At 38.6% G+C, this 16,451-nt stretch carries 14 protein-coding genes and 3 pseudogenes; 6 read left to right on the top strand and 11 right to left on the bottom strand.

Going from position 1 to position 16,451, the window contains the following annotated elements; translation table 11 throughout:
- Positions 1-138 precede the first annotated feature (138 nt).
- The gene (locus tag AC3CAU_RS10415; protein ID WP_131218340.1) at positions 139-924 is read right to left on the bottom strand and encodes a MipA/OmpV family protein; all 786 of its coding nucleotides are present in this window, start codon (positions 922-924) and stop codon (positions 139-141) included.
- 44 nt (positions 925-968) lie between these two features.
- Positions 969-1,570 (bottom strand): annotated as a pseudogene (gene ribA / locus AC3CAU_RS10410) (GTP cyclohydrolase II).
- Between the two features lie 599 nt (positions 1,571-2,169).
- On the opposite strand from ribA, the gene AC3CAU_RS10405 reads away from it, so the two are divergent.
- The 4 genes from AC3CAU_RS10405 to AC3CAU_RS10390 all read left to right on the top strand — a co-directional run bounded on the left by AC3CAU_RS10405 (position 2,170) and on the right by AC3CAU_RS10390 (position 4,282).
- Entirely contained in the window at positions 2,170-2,439 is a 270-nt protein-coding gene (locus AC3CAU_RS10405) for a hypothetical protein (protein ID WP_447054382.1), read from the top strand.
- 360 nt (positions 2,440-2,799) lie between these two features.
- Positions 2,800-3,108: a monooxygenase gene (locus tag AC3CAU_RS10400; protein ID WP_131218336.1), complete on the top strand. Its 309-nt coding sequence runs from the start codon at positions 2,800-2,802 to the stop codon at positions 3,106-3,108.
- A gap of 224 nt (positions 3,109-3,332) precedes the next feature.
- Complete coding sequence (locus AC3CAU_RS10395) at positions 3,333-3,482, top strand: hypothetical protein (protein WP_165494068.1); 150 nt, start codon at positions 3,333-3,335, stop codon at positions 3,480-3,482.
- A 536-nt stretch (positions 3,483-4,018) separates the two neighbouring features.
- Positions 4,019-4,282, top strand: a complete 264-nt coding sequence (locus tag AC3CAU_RS10390) for a TIGR03643 family protein (RefSeq protein ID WP_131218335.1) — start codon at positions 4,019-4,021, stop codon at positions 4,280-4,282.
- Between the two features lie 10 nt (positions 4,283-4,292).
- On the opposite strand, the gene AC3CAU_RS10385 is transcribed toward AC3CAU_RS10390, so the two are convergent.
- Both AC3CAU_RS10385 and AC3CAU_RS10380 read right to left on the bottom strand, forming a co-directional pair.
- Entirely contained in the window at positions 4,293-4,436 is a 144-nt protein-coding gene (locus tag AC3CAU_RS10385; RefSeq protein WP_131218362.1) for a DUF2256 domain-containing protein, read from the bottom strand.
- A 34-nt stretch (positions 4,437-4,470) separates the two neighbouring features.
- A pseudogene (locus tag AC3CAU_RS10380) lies at positions 4,471-5,960 on the bottom strand (cryptochrome/photolyase family protein).
- 330 nt (positions 5,961-6,290) lie between these two features.
- On the opposite strand from AC3CAU_RS10380, the pseudogene nudC reads away from it, so the two are divergent.
- Positions 6,291-7,063: pseudogene (nudC, locus tag AC3CAU_RS10375) on the top strand (NAD(+) diphosphatase).
- A gap of 271 nt (positions 7,064-7,334) precedes the next feature.
- Here the strand turns inward: nudC and AC3CAU_RS10370 are convergent.
- From AC3CAU_RS10370 to AC3CAU_RS10340, 7 genes are all read right to left on the bottom strand, one after another.
- Positions 7,335-7,532: a hypothetical protein gene (locus AC3CAU_RS10370; protein WP_131218334.1), complete on the bottom strand. Its 198-nt coding sequence runs from the start codon at positions 7,530-7,532 to the stop codon at positions 7,335-7,337.
- Between the two features lie 180 nt (positions 7,533-7,712).
- Positions 7,713-7,928, bottom strand: a complete 216-nt coding sequence (locus tag AC3CAU_RS10365) for a cold-shock protein (protein ID WP_004637138.1) — start codon at positions 7,926-7,928, stop codon at positions 7,713-7,715.
- A gap of 1,563 nt (positions 7,929-9,491) precedes the next feature.
- Positions 9,492-10,811 (bottom strand): DcaP family trimeric outer membrane transporter, encoded by a 1,320-nt coding sequence (locus AC3CAU_RS10360; RefSeq protein ID WP_447054381.1) that lies wholly within the window; start codon positions 10,809-10,811, stop codon positions 9,492-9,494.
- Between the two features lie 144 nt (positions 10,812-10,955).
- On the bottom strand, positions 10,956-12,605 hold the full coding sequence (gene aliA / locus AC3CAU_RS10355) for a cyclohexanecarboxylate-CoA ligase (protein WP_424619740.1): 1,650 nt from the start codon (positions 12,603-12,605) through the stop codon (positions 10,956-10,958).
- A gap of 147 nt (positions 12,606-12,752) precedes the next feature.
- Positions 12,753-13,910, bottom strand: a complete 1,158-nt coding sequence (gene aliB, locus AC3CAU_RS10350; RefSeq protein ID WP_447054380.1) for a cyclohexanecarboxyl-CoA dehydrogenase — start codon at positions 13,908-13,910, stop codon at positions 12,753-12,755.
- Between the two features lie 11 nt (positions 13,911-13,921).
- Positions 13,922-14,704 carry a 2-ketocyclohexanecarboxyl-CoA hydrolase gene (gene badI / locus AC3CAU_RS10345; protein ID WP_447054379.1) on the bottom strand — a complete coding sequence of 261 codons (783 nt, stop codon included), beginning with the start codon at positions 14,702-14,704 and terminating at the stop codon, positions 13,922-13,924.
- A 61-nt stretch (positions 14,705-14,765) separates the two neighbouring features.
- The gene (locus tag AC3CAU_RS10340; RefSeq protein ID WP_424621859.1) at positions 14,766-15,533 is read right to left on the bottom strand and encodes a glucose 1-dehydrogenase; all 768 of its coding nucleotides are present in this window, start codon (positions 15,531-15,533) and stop codon (positions 14,766-14,768) included.
- Between the two features lie 391 nt (positions 15,534-15,924).
- On the opposite strand from AC3CAU_RS10340, the gene AC3CAU_RS10335 reads away from it, so the two are divergent.
- The gene (locus AC3CAU_RS10335; protein WP_131218484.1) at positions 15,925-16,416 is read left to right on the top strand and encodes a MarR family winged helix-turn-helix transcriptional regulator; all 492 of its coding nucleotides are present in this window, start codon (positions 15,925-15,927) and stop codon (positions 16,414-16,416) included.
- The last annotated feature ends 35 nt before the right edge of the window (positions 16,417-16,451 follow it).

The raw sequence follows: 16,451 nt of genomic DNA, 5'->3' as shown, positions 1-16,451 counted from the left end.
GAGCTCAACATATTAAACCGCCCGCTAATAAAATCTCTAATTGAGTATTCTAAAAGCGGACATTTTTTCTTTCGAGAAACCGGACATTTCTATTTTGGGCTTACATTTTGACTTGGTATCAGCTGTATTACGTTAAGCTTAGAATTTATAGGTAATTCCCATAAAGAAGTTGGTCATTGAATCTTTATCAATTAAGGGACTATCTACTATTTTATCGGGTAAAAATTTATGGGTTACGGCCGAAGTTACTCTTATTTTTGGATTCAATGAGTAACTTGCCGCTAAGGAAAGATATGGAATAATGAGGTTATTAGGTCTATATTTTTCTACCCCCTTAGCAACTTCGCTATCTAGTGTGCCGTAATAATAATTGGCTCGGCTATCCGACAACCATTCCACTCCCACATTTGGCATAAGAGTCCATTGATTATTTAAGCGCCAAAAATACTGATAATTAGCTTTTACTTCTGCCGCATCACTGGCGTTGCCAATATCATTGACTGCTTGCATAGAAATAATGCCATAGGGTACTTTCACTATTGCTTCTAAACCAACATCAGCACTGATATTACGATCTTCTAATTGCCCTTTACTTAAATTTTTTTGAGCCAACTTCGATTCATTTAAATCATCAACATCAAGTTTATTCATATTGACGTTCACGATGCCATTCAAGGTGATTAACTCATTTTTATAGAGTTTCATGCCTCCATAGAGCCCACGTAAAAAGAAGCGATTTCCTTCATAAGATAATAAGGGGACTGGGATAAGGTTTGTATCTTCACCAATATATAGCCCCGTGCTTCCGACAATCCCTAAGCCTGTGCTAAAGCCTGTTGATCTTTTGCTGGCAGGTTGATTTTCATCTGCAATTGCGTTTAATGGAATAAGACAAAATGATATTAATAAAATTTTATTGAGCATTTTCAATCCAGCATATTAATTTAAGAAATTTAAATCCGCGTCTACTAAAAATCACATTTATCATACATATGTGACATGCGCTCTTGTTTTGTTTGCAAATAATTCTCATTAAATTTATTTAAACCTACCGTTATAGGCACACGCTCTACTACATTTATACCTAAATCTTTTAAAGCATTAATTTTAAGAGGGTTATTAGTAATTAAACTAACTTCTTTAAGTTTAAATAACCTAGCATAACAGTACACATATCATAGTGACGTGCATCTGCGGGTAAGTTTAAAATCAGATTTGCATCAACGGTATCATGTCCTTGATCTTGAAGTGCATAGGCCCGAATTTTATTCGTCAACCCTATACCTCGACCTTCTTGGCGTAAATATAAAATAACCCCCTGACCGTCATCACTGATCATTTTCATTGTGGAATGTAATTGTGGACCACAATCACATTTTAATGAGCCAAAAGCATCTCCGGTTAGACATTCAGAATGAATTCTGACTAAGACGGGTTGCGCTGAAATGGCATCCAATCCCTGAGAAAGAGCAATGTGTTCTTCGCCTGTATCCGGGTCTTGTAATACAATAATGTCAAAATCACCAAAAGCGGTCGGTAATTTAGATTTAGCCACAAATCTTATAGCCACGGATTCATCCATTTATATTTAAAAAGTCAGTAAAATCATAATATTTTCTATTTATTAAAATATAATAAATAGAAAATAGTTAAGTACCAAATCTACAGAGAATAAAAAATTCAGAAATCAAAATACTTATTTTTTAATCTAAAAAATAAAAAATTAATCTGACCTATATTTACCTTACAATTATTAAAAATAGATCAAATAAAATGCTTACTACATGTAAATATAGTAAGCATTGCCGTAATTAATCCGGCTAAGTGTGACTTGAAAATATCTTTGATCACTTAAATTTCAATTATAATAATAAGTATGTCAGGGTGAATTTTTTGTGAAGCTCTATAACCCTAATAAAAATACTTAAAGATATTTACAGCAGTAGGACAATAGATCTATTTCCGATGCTGTAGAAGACTTGTCCAATGCTCTCGAAAAACAGTTAAATCTAAATATGCCGTTTTACCTTGCTCGGCGAACTACATCAAAAAATTTCTAGCAAATGGGTAAAGGCTTTATCACCGTGGTCATGCTAGATAGCTAAGCTGAAGCAAGTTATGAGACTTTTAATTACCCATAACGAGCTTTTGGGGAGCAAAGGGCAGATCATGCCTAAAGTTGTAATCAATAGAAAAACGCCGAAAATCGCATGTCCGGGGGATTTATTGCTGATTTATCGCGTTGAATCTATTTCTAAGTTTGATTGGGTTGTTTTTGATCGGGTAGAAGATTGTCTAAGTGAAAAGTACACATCGCACCCCAGCATTCTTATATTAAGATTCAAAACAGCAAATAGCACACATACTTTAGCTAATCCAGATCGAATCTTTATGGGTCACTGGAGCAGCCAAAACCTACTCTCGTTTAGGATGTTGTAATAATAATCAAAGAATAGATACCCGCCCTAAAAAATCACAAAAAAATTATCTAAGCTATAAACGTTTGTTAAGTCTAGACTATACAATTGAAGTTAATAGCTATCCTTTTTCCTTTAGCAATTTATTAGTAATAGGGGTGTGTAGAGATTGATAACAATTTAGTTTTTAGTATTCAGATATAGTCCCAGATTTGTGAAAACATAAAAATCTCAAGCACTGAAATTTTCTGCTGGCCTAAAAACTGGAATATTTCATTTTTATAAGAGTAAAGCCTACCTCAAAGATTTTTTTATTACTTGCACAAAAATTTATAAAATGTTCAAGTATTAATATCGGTATTTGATTATAAAGGATAAAACAATGGCCGTTATTCTTCAGGTAGATTTCCCATCTCAAGGTCCATTTGGTGAAGCGATGAGCCAAGCCTATCAAACTCTTGCTGAAAGTATTAATCTAGAAACAGGCATGATCTGGAAAATCTGGACAGAAAATAGTGATACTCAGGAAGCAGGTGGTATATACCTGTTTGATTATCAAGAAAATGCGGAAAATTATTTAAAAATGCACACTGCGCGTCTGACGAGTTTTGGGGTAAAAAGTATTCGTGGAAAAATATTTCAGATCAATTCAGTATTATCTGATATTAATCAAGCAAACTTCTTAAAATAACTGAATTGCACATGTGAATTAAAAAATACCTGATCTTGAGTAAAAAAATCAGGTGTTTTTAAAGCTCTCTTGCTCCAGCTTTACTCCTGATTGGGTTGCCACTATGAATCTTAAGTGAATCCTATATTTTATAAAATTCAATAATTATATTTATATGAATTAGATGTTTATAAAATAAAATACTGTCATTAAATTTGGTTTAAGAACTTGAGGGAAATAGGAAAATGATGAGTTTATTAAAAAAATTACAAGGTTTATTGGCATATGAACAGTCACACTTAACTACACAAGCGATTTCTAAGATGGATTTGACCATTCGTCGCCAATGCCACGCCCAACAGATCCCTCTATTACGTACAGATTATCTAGAATAAATGTTAAACAGCATATATTTTTTGAATAGGAGCTATAAATAGCTTCTTTTTTTATAAAAAATTAATGAGTATTTTTGAAGATAATAGATCTTTCATAAATCACTTTTGCTCAGTTCTATATTATAAATCTCCGCAATTAAATTGAATCTCATCCCCAAATTTTACTTTTGTTTCGAAAACATTTTGCAAGTATCTTTGAATATCCACTAATTTTGTAGATACCTGTTAGTTCGATAAAATAGATAATTAATCAGGTGCTTATAAACCATAAATGTAACTCAAAGTATTTAAAATTGATGATCCGCTTATAGAAAACACTTAAAAGGATCTGCAAAGTGTTATGTTGGCTACACGTGAATAGTATTGAATAATAAAAATACAGAGCAGCCTAAAAAATCACGAATTCTTCATGTTCCTTTTCATAAAATGACATCCGTCAGTTTGACCTGATCAGGAGCTATAGATAGATATTCGTTTGAACTTAATCAATCAACTTTCTATATTTTTAAACAAATTAAAGGAATAAGGGGGATGTTGTGCATCATGTAACTGAATATGTAGGAGCAGATCTATCACGGATTATTGAAATGGCTTGGGAGGATAGAATACCTTTTGAAGCCATTCAGCGTGAGTTCGGTTTGAATGAGTCTGCAGTGATTCGCTTAATGCGTCAAAATATGAAACCAGGTAGTTTTAAACTCTGGCGTGAACGAGTGACAGGACGTAAAACTAAACATTTGCAACTGCGTTCACCGGATGTGATTCGGGCCTATTGTTCGCGGCAGTACAAACGTTTCTAGCAGCGCGATTTCATGATAGGCGCTGTTTAGACTGGCGTTTGCATCTTTCAGAACAATATCTGACCTCATCCCAGCAGCGTTGCCATTTTTTGCGCCAGGTAAAGGGATGTAGGCAGTGAGCACAGGTTTTTTCCGGTAAATGCTGCTTTTTCATGCTGTTATAACTCATTAACCTGACTTAGTAACTGTTAGGCATATGCAATGATTTCATCTTTGTCCTGCAGTTTATCCAGCTGTCGATAAATCATGCCCATCCGAGGATTGGAGCGGAAGAGTCCCTCATACCTGATCATAAAATACCAATACAGGCTGTTAAAAGAACAACTATCGGCTTCCGTCCTTGTTTTAATATTGTAAGGACAGTGCTTACAGTAATTGGACATTTTTTGAATGTAATTTCCGGAAGCCGCATAGGGCTTGCTTGCCAGTAAACCGCCATCAGCATGCATCACCATACCCAAGGTGTTCGGAAGTTCTACCCATTCATAAGTATCGGCATAGACCGCCAGGTACCATTCACTGATCTGCTGAGGATCCACACCGCTTAACAGAGCAAAGTTACCGGTAATCATCAGACGCTGAATATGATGGGCATAGGCATGTTCAAAGGTATTGCGAAAGCATTCTGCCATGCAGGTCATTTTGGTTCGACCCGTCCAGTAAAATTGTGGCAGGGCAGCAGAATAATTCAATACATTACTGCTGGCGTATTCGGGCATCCGCAGCCAGTAAATGCCACGGACATATTCCCGCCAGCCGAGAATTTGCCGAATAAAGCCTTCCACCGCATTCAGTGGAGCATGACCGCTGTACTAGGCAGCTTCTGCTGCATCACAGACCTCTTTTGCCACAAGCAAACCGCAATTCAAGTACGGCGACAGCAGGCTGTGAAACAGGGTATCTTCGCCATACACCATGGCATCTTGGTAATCACCAAAATGAGGCAAATTGTTGGCAATAAAATGCTGCAGCGCCAGCAGGGCATTGCTGCGAGTAGTTGCCCAGTGGAAATTTGCAATATGCCCGATGTGTTGGGGAAACTCGCGTCTGACCAGTTCAATCACATCCAAATCAATCTGATCAAGCTCAAATCGTAGCGGAGCAGGCAAGGCTGGCCTGACCAAGTCTTGCGGTTGGCACTATCATAATTCCACTGTTTCCCCAGCGGCTGCTGTTGCTGCATTAAATAACCTGTTTGCTTGCGCATTTCACGGTAGAAATATTCCATGCGCAAGCTGTGGTACTGGCTGGCCCATTGCCGGAACTGGGCAGGACTGCAAAAAAAGCGATCGTCATTCAGGCAGTGCAGCGGCAGTTGCAGCTGGCTGCTCCAGTGATTTTCAATTTCATGCTGCAGACGGTATTCACCACAATGGGTAATGACCAGTGCGGTTGCTGGCAACACTTGCTGCTGTGCATCAACAAAATCAATCAGTTTACGGAGCCTGCTGTCACGTTGAAAGGGATGGTAGCGGACACGCCACCCCTGAGCTTTGAGTTCCTTGGCAAAGTGGCACATAGCGCTGAAAATCAGGGCTATTTTTTGTGGATGATGCGAGACATACGTACTTTCCTCCATTACTTCCGCCATCAAGATGACGTCCTGTGTACGGTTCAGGAATTTGAGTGTCGACAGCTGATGATGAAGTTGATCACCGAGGATTAAACCAAAACGCATAAAAGGGATTCAGCAGGTGGAGGAAACAGCAGTGTAAATGCCATGAGTTCAATTTTTTGTGAAAATACTCTGCGCAGCAAGCCGGGTCAACAGGGACATGGCTTTTAACAATGAATGGCTCAAGCATACTTGCTGTCTGGAATTTTCCCAGGTCACTTGTGGCATAACAAGCGTGAAAATTATGTGATTTTAATCAAAAGGATACAAATTATTGTGATTGTAATTCAATCAGGTTGCGCCTAGTATTTGCCATGAAGTTACTTCATGGAAGCTTCCTTAGTTTTGTCCCATACGCCCCCTGTATGGGATTTTTTTAATCCAGGGATCTGAATCAGCATGCACTCAAAAGCTTATATTTTTAGACAGCAGCAACTGCTGGTTGACGAGTATTTTCAATTACCTCAGGTGGAAAGACTGCAGCATGACTTGAACTTGTCTGGAGATGGTGAAGTCATTTCACGAGATCTGGAGGAGAATGAGGCTGTACCCGAAGGCTATCAGCTTATTCCGATCCGGCAGCTAGTACAGGTATGGAGTAGACAGCAGTTCGAACAGGCAAGCCGTGCGGTTCAGTTACTAGAATGGCGTCGTAATCATCAGTTTTGCAGTCATTGTGGCCATCAGACGCAGCAGCATGTTAGTCAGTATGCAATGGTCTGTCCTGCCTGTGGCTATAATCAGTACCCAAGAGTCAATCCATGTGTCATTACCATCATTACCCGCGGGACAAATGAAATTTTACTGGCGAAAAATGCCCGCAATAAAACCCAGATGTACAGTTTAATTGCCGGGTTTGTGGAGGTCGGGGAAACGCTTGAGGAAGCTGTGCGTCGTGAAACTCTGAAAGAAGTGGGGCTTCAGGTCACAAAATTCAATATCTGGCAAGTCAGCCATGGCCTTTTCCAAGCAACTTGATGATGGCTTTTAAGGCAGAATATCATGCCGGCGACATTCAAATACAGGAGAATGAACTGAGTGATGCGCAGTTTTTCAAGTTTGATCAGTTACCAGAAATTCCATTTCAGGGCAGCATCGCTCACGCCATGATCATGCATATGACGAATGGAGCGCCTGTGGCAGATGATACCAAAGAATGGCTTTAAAGTAGAGGTAGTCACATTCCTCTTGCTTTATAAAGAAGAAAGATATGGAATTTATGTCGCCTAGAAAGGTAAATTTTTATTTTTAAAATTTGCCTAAGAATTAGCCCGTTTCCGCCATCTATCGTGAAATAAGAACTTGATAACTATCGGGCTAAACAGGTTTGACAGCTTTCAGATGGGAGCAATTGAATAACAATTTATATAAAATCCTCAAAGATCTGCACGTCATATCAGCCATATGAAGATAGATAGCCCTGAGCCGGATTCAAATCTATATAATCTTGAAAATTTTTCCACTTAAGGTACTTTGGAAAAACATTTCAAAACTAGGACGAATATCCTCACCATCTACCGTAATATGTTTTATATTCGAAAATGATTGGGTATTTGCAAAATGATTGTCAACTGTTGCCTGAATAAAGTGTTTAACACCAAATTGATCTTTTACACTGATACTTTGTTTAAACATTAATATACCTTGATAAAATTATGGGAGATAAATGACTAAATCAGCTATTCGATATTTATAATTTTCTTCTACGACTTTATGATTTAATTTAAATAATTAAGGTAAAGAAATATAAAAATTACGACCATTTAAATTAAAAAAAGCACTAATGAGTGCTTTTTTATTACTGTTTATTATTGCTTAGATAGCAACAATATTTACAGCATTCGGTCCTTTTTGACCTTGAGCTACGCTGAATTCAACTTGCTGGCCTTCCATTAAGGTTTTGAAACCTGAACTAGCAATTTCGCTGAAATGAGCAAAAACATCTGGACCTGATTCTTGTTGAATGAAACCGAAACCTTTAGTTTCGTTGAACCACTTAACAGTACCTTTAACAACATTCGAGTTTGACATAATAAATCCTACTGATTTTTAATAATTTTTAGCCATTTTATTGGCTGAGTATAACTATGAAATAATAAAGAATGAGACTTAAAATCTGAAAAACGAAGGATTATGACTAAAACTGCGATACTTAAAGAAGATTTACCGAAACAAGACTTTTTTCTAGTTAAGTTAACTATACACTAATAATAAAAATAATCAAGTTTTCTTATATATATATTTATATTATTTATAAAAAAGATAGGTTTAATAAAAAAGTGAATTATTTCAACGAGATTAATCTTTTACTATGATTGTAAAAAAATAAAATTCATCTGCTAGCCTAGTAGGTGGGACCAATTAAATAAATGCGCTTATATAGTTCTGCAATAATAATTGACATTCCTAATTTCGGAAATGACAGTTTTCCCCCTATGCAAAGCATATATCACTCATTAAATTTGAAAGTATTATTTACTAAATAATGCAATATAAGAACAACCGCCAGTTAGGCAGTTGTTATATCTCCTATACTGACGAAATAAAAACAATATATCTCGAATCTGAAAAAGAGCGGAGCTAGTGCCACGCTTCATGTGATTTATACAATGGAAAGTGTAATGAATTGGATAAAATAAGTGTAATGCTCTAATCCTTTATTCTAAGCAGCCAGTTTTTATGCCCAAAGCAATGATTTAAATACGTGGTTAAATTCTGGCTACTTTAAGTGAAAAACTGCCGAATAGATTTTATATCAAACTGATTAAACCTTGATAATAATGATTATCTGTATGATTTATAAGCAATATAAGATTGTTTTTTTGGTGAGAGTATAGGGGCTGTAAAGTCGACCGCCATTAAAGCGCTCTCCGACATTGCGGTCATAGAAACGGAAGCCATGAATACTGACATAAATAGGCTTAGCAAATATTCCATGGAGTTATGCGTTGATCGCAGATTTCCTGCAAGACTGGCAATCGTTTAAGTTCTTTATCCGACATAGACACCAACATATCAAACCGTCCCCTAATGAAATTGCAAAAGTGCATATTCTAAAAGTGGACATTTTTACTTTGGAGAAACCGGACATTTCTATTTTGGGCTTACAAACTGATTTCGTATAATATAGATTATGTTAAATCAGATATACCTAACCATAACTTCATATCCTTCTTTCTTAAACTAAAATTCAATAACTTAAGGGGTTTCTATTTTACTTATAAAATATGATATGTTGACCTTAAGAATAGTTTTTTTGGATTTTCTGGACAGTAAATAGTTTGATGTACATCATTAGCATATTGACATATATCAGCAGTTGGATTATCAGCATTATAATTTTTCCAAGCTGTATTTTTACATAGAATTTGATTTTTCACTGAATTCATATAATTTTCTCTGATAATTTTTTTAAAATTAGAGTTATCTTAGTCCAATAGATCCTATCTGATTTAGATAAAAGGGTAGCTAATTAGAAGACCTATCCGCGTTCCGAATACGACCAAAACAGCTTCCCTCCTTACTTTGTAACCCGATCATCTAAAGAGACTTAATTTTATAAAAATATAAAATCCCTACTAAATTAAATCTTTTTTAAAAATCATAAATTGCTGTGAAATTCACACGGTTATCTATGCCCTTTTGATCGTCAAAAGTTTTTCGTTCACCATACATATATTCAACACCCAAATTAATAGGTTTAACCGGGTTATAGAACATATTAATCCAACCTTCTTTTAACTCTTTATTTTGAGTTAAATCATTACGCACTAAATCGGCAAAATGATTATCCGTATTTGCTCGCATATAACCAAACCCTAAAGTAGAACGGATTTTAGGGGTGATTTTCTGTGTTAAACCCAAAGTGACCACATCAAATTCATTAGGTTTCATCTCACCATTAACATCAAAAACATAGGCATAATTAGACCAAAGTACATTCTTGGTGTCGCCTTTAATGTGATTATAATCAAATCGAAGTAGCGTATTTTCTGCCACTTGATATTTGCCGCCCAATGCTGCGCCCCATGCCAAGAAATCATCATTTCCTTCATGATTGGTTGATTTTTGGGTTAAAAACAGACGCCCTGAAAGTGCAGAACCATTATCAAACTTATAGTTCAGCCGGCCGACCGCAGAAGGAAGTTTCAGTTTCGCCCGAGCATCCGTGGTAAACCCTTGGGTACCTGTAGTGGTTACCGTTTCAGCTTTAGAATCCTCTAAGCTAAAGGCAAGATTCATATTTTTATCTACTGGATAGCTGAATTTCACTTGTGGAACACGGGTTAAAGAACCACCCACAGAAAGCGAGGCATCGACCGTTTCAGGGAAATATTCAATTGCGTTGAAGTTTGACCAGGTTTGACCAATGAGCCACTGATCATAAGTTAAATAGGCATGACGGATACGGAAGGAATCCCGTCCAGCTCCTCCAAAAAAATCCATTTCCACTTTACCGCCAACGCTGTGCTCACCTATTTTAGGGGTTTTAAAATTGAAGCCGAATCGCGTTGCATTTAAGGTACTTTGAAATTTATCCGAATTATTGCCCTCATTGACACTGCCTTCCAAGGGAACAGCGCTAATATAGTTATACATGGTGCTTGGTCCTTTGGCCTGATAACTCGCATCCGCACGAACGTTCCCATACAATTCAAATTCAGCACCGCCTTTTGTCACCATCTGCTTGAGATCAGTTTTTAGAGCTGATTTTTCTTGCAATATTGGCAGCTCGGCAGAAATTTTTTCACTGGCCTGTTTTTGCTGCTGCATTAAAGTCTGCAATTCCTGAACTTGCTTTTGCAAATGGGCCACCTGTTGTTCCAGTGTCATTGCCGCATGGTTTGAAGTCGTAATCATTAAAATTGCTAGACCAAGCGCAGGTTGAGCCATATTACCTAAATATTTTTTCATTCTTAAATTCCATTTTTATTCTAGATTTATCAAATTTTCCTTATTGAAAATCTATTTTTGAAGATGCAGTACTTCCTTGATAAATATCAGCAGAGATATTTATCAAGGATAAGTTTTTTATTTTTTTCTTAAATCAAACGCTTTTTATACTTTTGCACTTTGCTGCAACAAGTCACGGAGTTTAAATTTTTGAATCTTGCCTGAAGGCGTCATGGGGATGTCTTCCCATACTTCTAAACGCTCTGGTAAATATTGATTGGCCAGATTATGCATTTTCAAGAAATCGACTAGATCTTTTAATACAATTTGCTCAGCCCCTTCTTTTAGCTTCACAATTGCACAGGCTTTTTCACCCATTCTGTCGTCTGGATAAGGGACTAAAGCGACTGTAGCAATATCGGGATGTAAATAAATTAATGATTCCACTTCGGCAACTGGAATATTTTCACCGCCCCGAATAATGACATCCTTTTTACGACCCGCAATACGGATATAGCCCTGCTCGTCCTGATAGGCAATATCGCCTGTATCAAACCAACCGTCTTCACTGGTTTCATTTAAATGCGGCCGTTTCATATATCCACCAAAATTCGAACAACTACGAATCATCAGCGTACCCGATTGATGCGGTGGTAATATCTCACCGTGATCATCCACAATTTTAACTTCAACACCAGGAAGTGGTAGTCCATCGGTATTAAATGAACGCTCATCATCATCTTCAGGGCGAGTGGTCGTTACAGCGCCACACTCAGTCATGCCCCAAGCTGAAATGACTTTAACACCCAAATTTTGACGTGCTTTTTGAACCAGCGTGCTTGGAATTGGCGCACCCGCACATAAGAATAACTTCAAGCTATCTAACGATTGGTGGGTATCCAATACCGCTTCAGATAAATCATTTAAAAATGGAGTAGAGGCCATGGTAAAGGTAACTTGATGCTTATGAATCAAATCAATCGCAGTATTTACATCCCACACATCCTGTAACACCGCTTTAGCTTTTAACAAGACCGGCATAATTAAGCCGTACATAAAGCCTGTTTGGTGGGCCATTGGCGAACCCATAAAAATCACGTCGTCTTTGCTTAAATGTAAACGCTTGGCATACGGTACAATATTGGAAAATAAGGTATTTGCTGAATGCATCACACCTTTAGGTTCGCCTGTAGTACCTGAGGTAAATACCAGCTGAGCAATATCGTCAGCTGTAATCGTGACATCATTGAGGGTATTTAAGATTTGCGGGTCATTATCCAGACCGTGATTTAATAATAATTTTTCGAAACTATTCTCGCCCTCTCCGCCTACTACTACGACGTGCTCTAGGGTTTCAGTATTTCTCTGTAATTGATAGGCCAGTTTTTCATGATCAAACTTACGAAAGACTTTAGGTACAATGAACACTTTACTTTCAGTATGTTTCAACATAAATGAAAGTTCGCGCTCTCTGAAAATTGGCATCAGCGGATTAAGGATTGCGCCTATACGACGACAAGCGATATACAATAAAGTGAACTCCCACCAGTTGGGTAACTGGCAAGAGACAATATCTTGCTTTTGAACACCTAAACGCTTCAGTCCCAAGGAAATCTTATTGGCAGTATGCAGCATTTCCCGATAGGTAAAGCTTTTTTCAGATTGATCTTCAGTTTTATAACTGACCAATGCCACTTTGTCAGGATATTGCTGTACCGCTTCATTCAATGACTGAAGAATGGTTTTATTTAACCAATAGCCTTGTTGCAACATTTCTTCCCGACGTGGGGGTAAAAGAACCGCATCGAAATCCATTCCATAACTCCAATTTTATAATTATCCAATTGTTCTCTTTGTTAAATCACACAATAGACGTCAGCCATCAAATTGCAGATCCAAATTCTCCAGATTGCTCAAATCGCTATTTGAACAATCTGAAATAATGATTACGATGCGTTCATCTTAGGCCGGTACCGCTTTGCGTCCTGCTTTTTTACGCGCAATAATGGTTTTCATGATTTGTGCTGTACCATCCCCAATCTGGAAGCCCAGTACATCACGCATACGTTGTTCCATCACACCACGGTCATAACCGGCATGACCAAAGGTGAGCAAACATTGATGAATCACGTCATAAGCCAGTTTCGGTCCCCACCACTTACACATCCCGGCTTCTGAAGTGTGTGGTAAGTCATGATCTTTTAGCCATAAGGTTTGCAAGCAGAGTAAACGTGCCGCTTCTACCTGAGTTTCATACTCGGCCAATGGATGCGATACCCCTTGGAAAGCCGTGAGGGGCTGGCCAAACGCTTCACGTTGAGAAGCATATTCCCACGCTTCATCCAGGCTGACGCGGGCAACGGCCAACACCTGTAAACCAATCAAGGCACGTGAAAAGTCAAAACCTTGCATGACTTGGACAAAACCTTTGTTTTCATCACCTAAACGATGATTGACTGGTACACGCACATTATCAAAGAAGATTGAACCGCGACCAATGGCACGCTGGCCATGACAATCAAAACGTGTGGTGCTAATTCCCGGCAAATCCATCGGAACCAGTAATGCTGTTACGCCATGTGCGCCATCTTCATTGGCACCAGTACGGCCAAACACCACTGATGCATCGGCCTGATCGGCAGCAGAAATCGAGGTTTTTTCACCATTAATCACATAATCATCGCCATCACGTTCGATTCTTAAACGCAGGTTAGCAGCATCTGAACCACCACGCGGTTCGGTCAGGGCAATTGAAAAAATCGCTTCACCCGCGGTAAGTTTTTTCAGCCAAGGCTCTACCACTTCAGGTTGTCCGTGTTCAGCCAGAATCTGGCCATTTAGCGAAGCGAGCAGATTAATATAGGAAAAACTTAAATCTGCCTTGGCCACTGCCTCATGGATAATCCCTGCAGCCAGACGGCCCATTCCTTGACCGCCATACTGTTCAGGCAATTCTGGTGCAATAAAACCCATTTCACCCATTTTTTTGACCAGCTCACGATCAAAAATTCGACTTTGATCGCGCTCTAAAAAACCCGGTGCAATAAATTTTTGTGCAAACTTTTCAGCCGTTTCTGCTAAAAATTCTAATTCTTCTGTAATATAAGGATTTTTAGTCATGCTTTTTTTCCTTATTTATAGAACTTACGAAATTCAGGCTGGCGTTTTTCCTTAAGTGCATTAACACCTTCACGTGACTCTTCTGTGTCGTAATACAATTTCAGTGCGTACATGCCCATCCCGGCAATTCCCGCCTGATGTGCGGTATCCATATTGAAGCTACGTTTGGCAATTGCAATCGCGGTCGGACTACGCTGACAGATTTCTTCTGCCCATGCCTGGACTTCGGCATCCAATTGATCTGCTGGAACACACTTGTTGGCTAAGCCAATTTCAACAGCTTCCTGACCTGAATAACGACGGCACATATACCAAATTTCACGCGCTTTTTTCTCACCCACGACTCGAGCAAGGAAAGCTGTACCATAGCCTGGATCCACTGATCCCATTTTCGGGCCAACCTGACCAAAAATCGCTTTCTCGGAACAAATGGTTAAATCGCAAATGGTTGCCAATACATTACCGCCCCCAATCGCATAACCTTGTACCCGTGCAATCACCGGTTTAGGCACATCACGAATTGCGGTATGCATTTCTTCCATCGGTAAGCCAATGGTGCCACGACCGTCATAATTGCCATTATGTGCGGATTGATCTCCACCCGTACAGAATGCCTTTTCACCTGCACCTGTGAGGACAATTGCCCCCACGTCACGGTCATAACCCGCCTTATTAAGTGCGCGGATAATTTCATCGCAGGTTTGACCACGGAAGGCATTCATTTTTTCAGGGCGGTTTATCGTAATCCAAGCAACGCCATTTTTTACTTCGTATAAAATATCTTCAAAATTCATTTTATTGCTTCCTGTATTGCTTATCTGACTTTTATTCTTAATCACGAGTTACGCGCTCTGCTTAGCCATTCATGGTTAAACCGCCAGAAACACTGAGTACTTGTCCGGTAATAAAACTGGCATCATCACTTAAGAAGAAGGCGATCGAAGACGCCAAATCTTCGGGCTGACCCAGACGGCCGAGTGGAATTGCACGAACAAAAGCTTCACGGAGTTTTTCCGGATTAGACGCACCTTCAGTGACACCTGCAAGTAAAGCGGTATCGGTCGGTCCCGGACAAATCACATTGATTTTGATGTTGTTACGAGAATGTTCACGGGCCAGTGTTTTAGAAAATGAAAGCAGTCCCCCTTTACATGCAGCATACACAGCCTCACCCGAAGAACCGACACGTGCGGCATCAGAAGCAATATTGACAATGCTTCCAGAGTTGCGTTCAACCATACCTTTGAGTACTGCAAAGTGCATGTTCAGCATACCGACCAGATTGATCTGAATCAGTTTGTCCCATTCTTGCGGATTGCTTTTGACAAAGGGTTTGAAAATATCCCAGCCTGCGTTATTGACCAACCCATCAATTGGTCCAAGTTTTGCTTCTATATGCTGAACTGCCTGTTCAACGACATCGCTTTGGGTAATATCACACTGAACTGCTAGAGCTTGACCATGCTGGTTGTTAATTTCATTAGCCAGTTTTTCTGCCGCTTCAAGATTCATATCAAAGATCGCCACTTTGGCACCTTCTTCAGCCAAACGTCGGCAGGTTGCTGAACCAATTCCACCTGCACCACCGGTCACGACTACAACCTTATTCTTCAATCCTTTCATATGTCTCTTCCTGCTGTATTTTTATCAAATTTGCCTGGCTATTTTTTAATTTAGCGTCTGTTTTAAATACAATAGAATCAGAATGGTTTTATGTCAATATATTTACATAAATTAAGTTTAGATATTTATTTTATTCCTTATTATTAGTGATTTAATTGCATTATCAATTAAATACATTGACATATAGCATGATTTACTTTTAGATTTCACTCTAGTGACACAGGTATCACAGGAAAAAGAAGGTTGTATGACAGCACGCTTTTAAAGACGAATGACCTACTAATCCTATAACGCCTTTAATGCTTCTCAGCATCAGGAATTTTATTTATGCAAGATACCTATAAGGTATACTCTTTTTTATTTAAACGCTTTGATGTGGGTGGTCTTTAGAATGAGTGATGCTTTACAGAAAAATTATGATCAATCTTTATATGCTGCCCACAATAGACTTTTTTTTAGATTGTTTCAGGTGGGTAATACGCTAGACCGAAAGTGCTCGAATGAACTGGGTATTTCTCCTGTGCATTGGGCAGTGCTGGGTGCACTGTCCCGGCCGCACGTGACCTCAGGCATGTCCTTTTCAGACTTGACTGAGTATCTGGGGGTTAGTCGTCAAAATCTGGATGCTGTTTTAAAGCGACTGGAACGTGATGGCTTGGTACAGCGTATTATTGATGAACATGACAGACGTGCAAAAAATGTCGCCATGACCAGTGACGGTTTTCAAGCCTGGGATAAATTACAGGATAATTTTTTTAATTTTTATGGTCAGGCTTTAAACAAAATTTCTTTTGATGATGTGGTGACTTTGATTCATCTTTTAAATAAAGTTAATGACGGGCTAAAAAACATTCAACTTGAGAATGCATCATCAGATCATTAAGGTAATGAAATTTTAGCTATAAATAAACTTAAGCC

The sequence above is a fragment of the Acinetobacter sp. GG23 genome (assembly GCF_057766365.1).
This window is presented reverse-complemented; position numbering and strand designations above follow the sequence as displayed.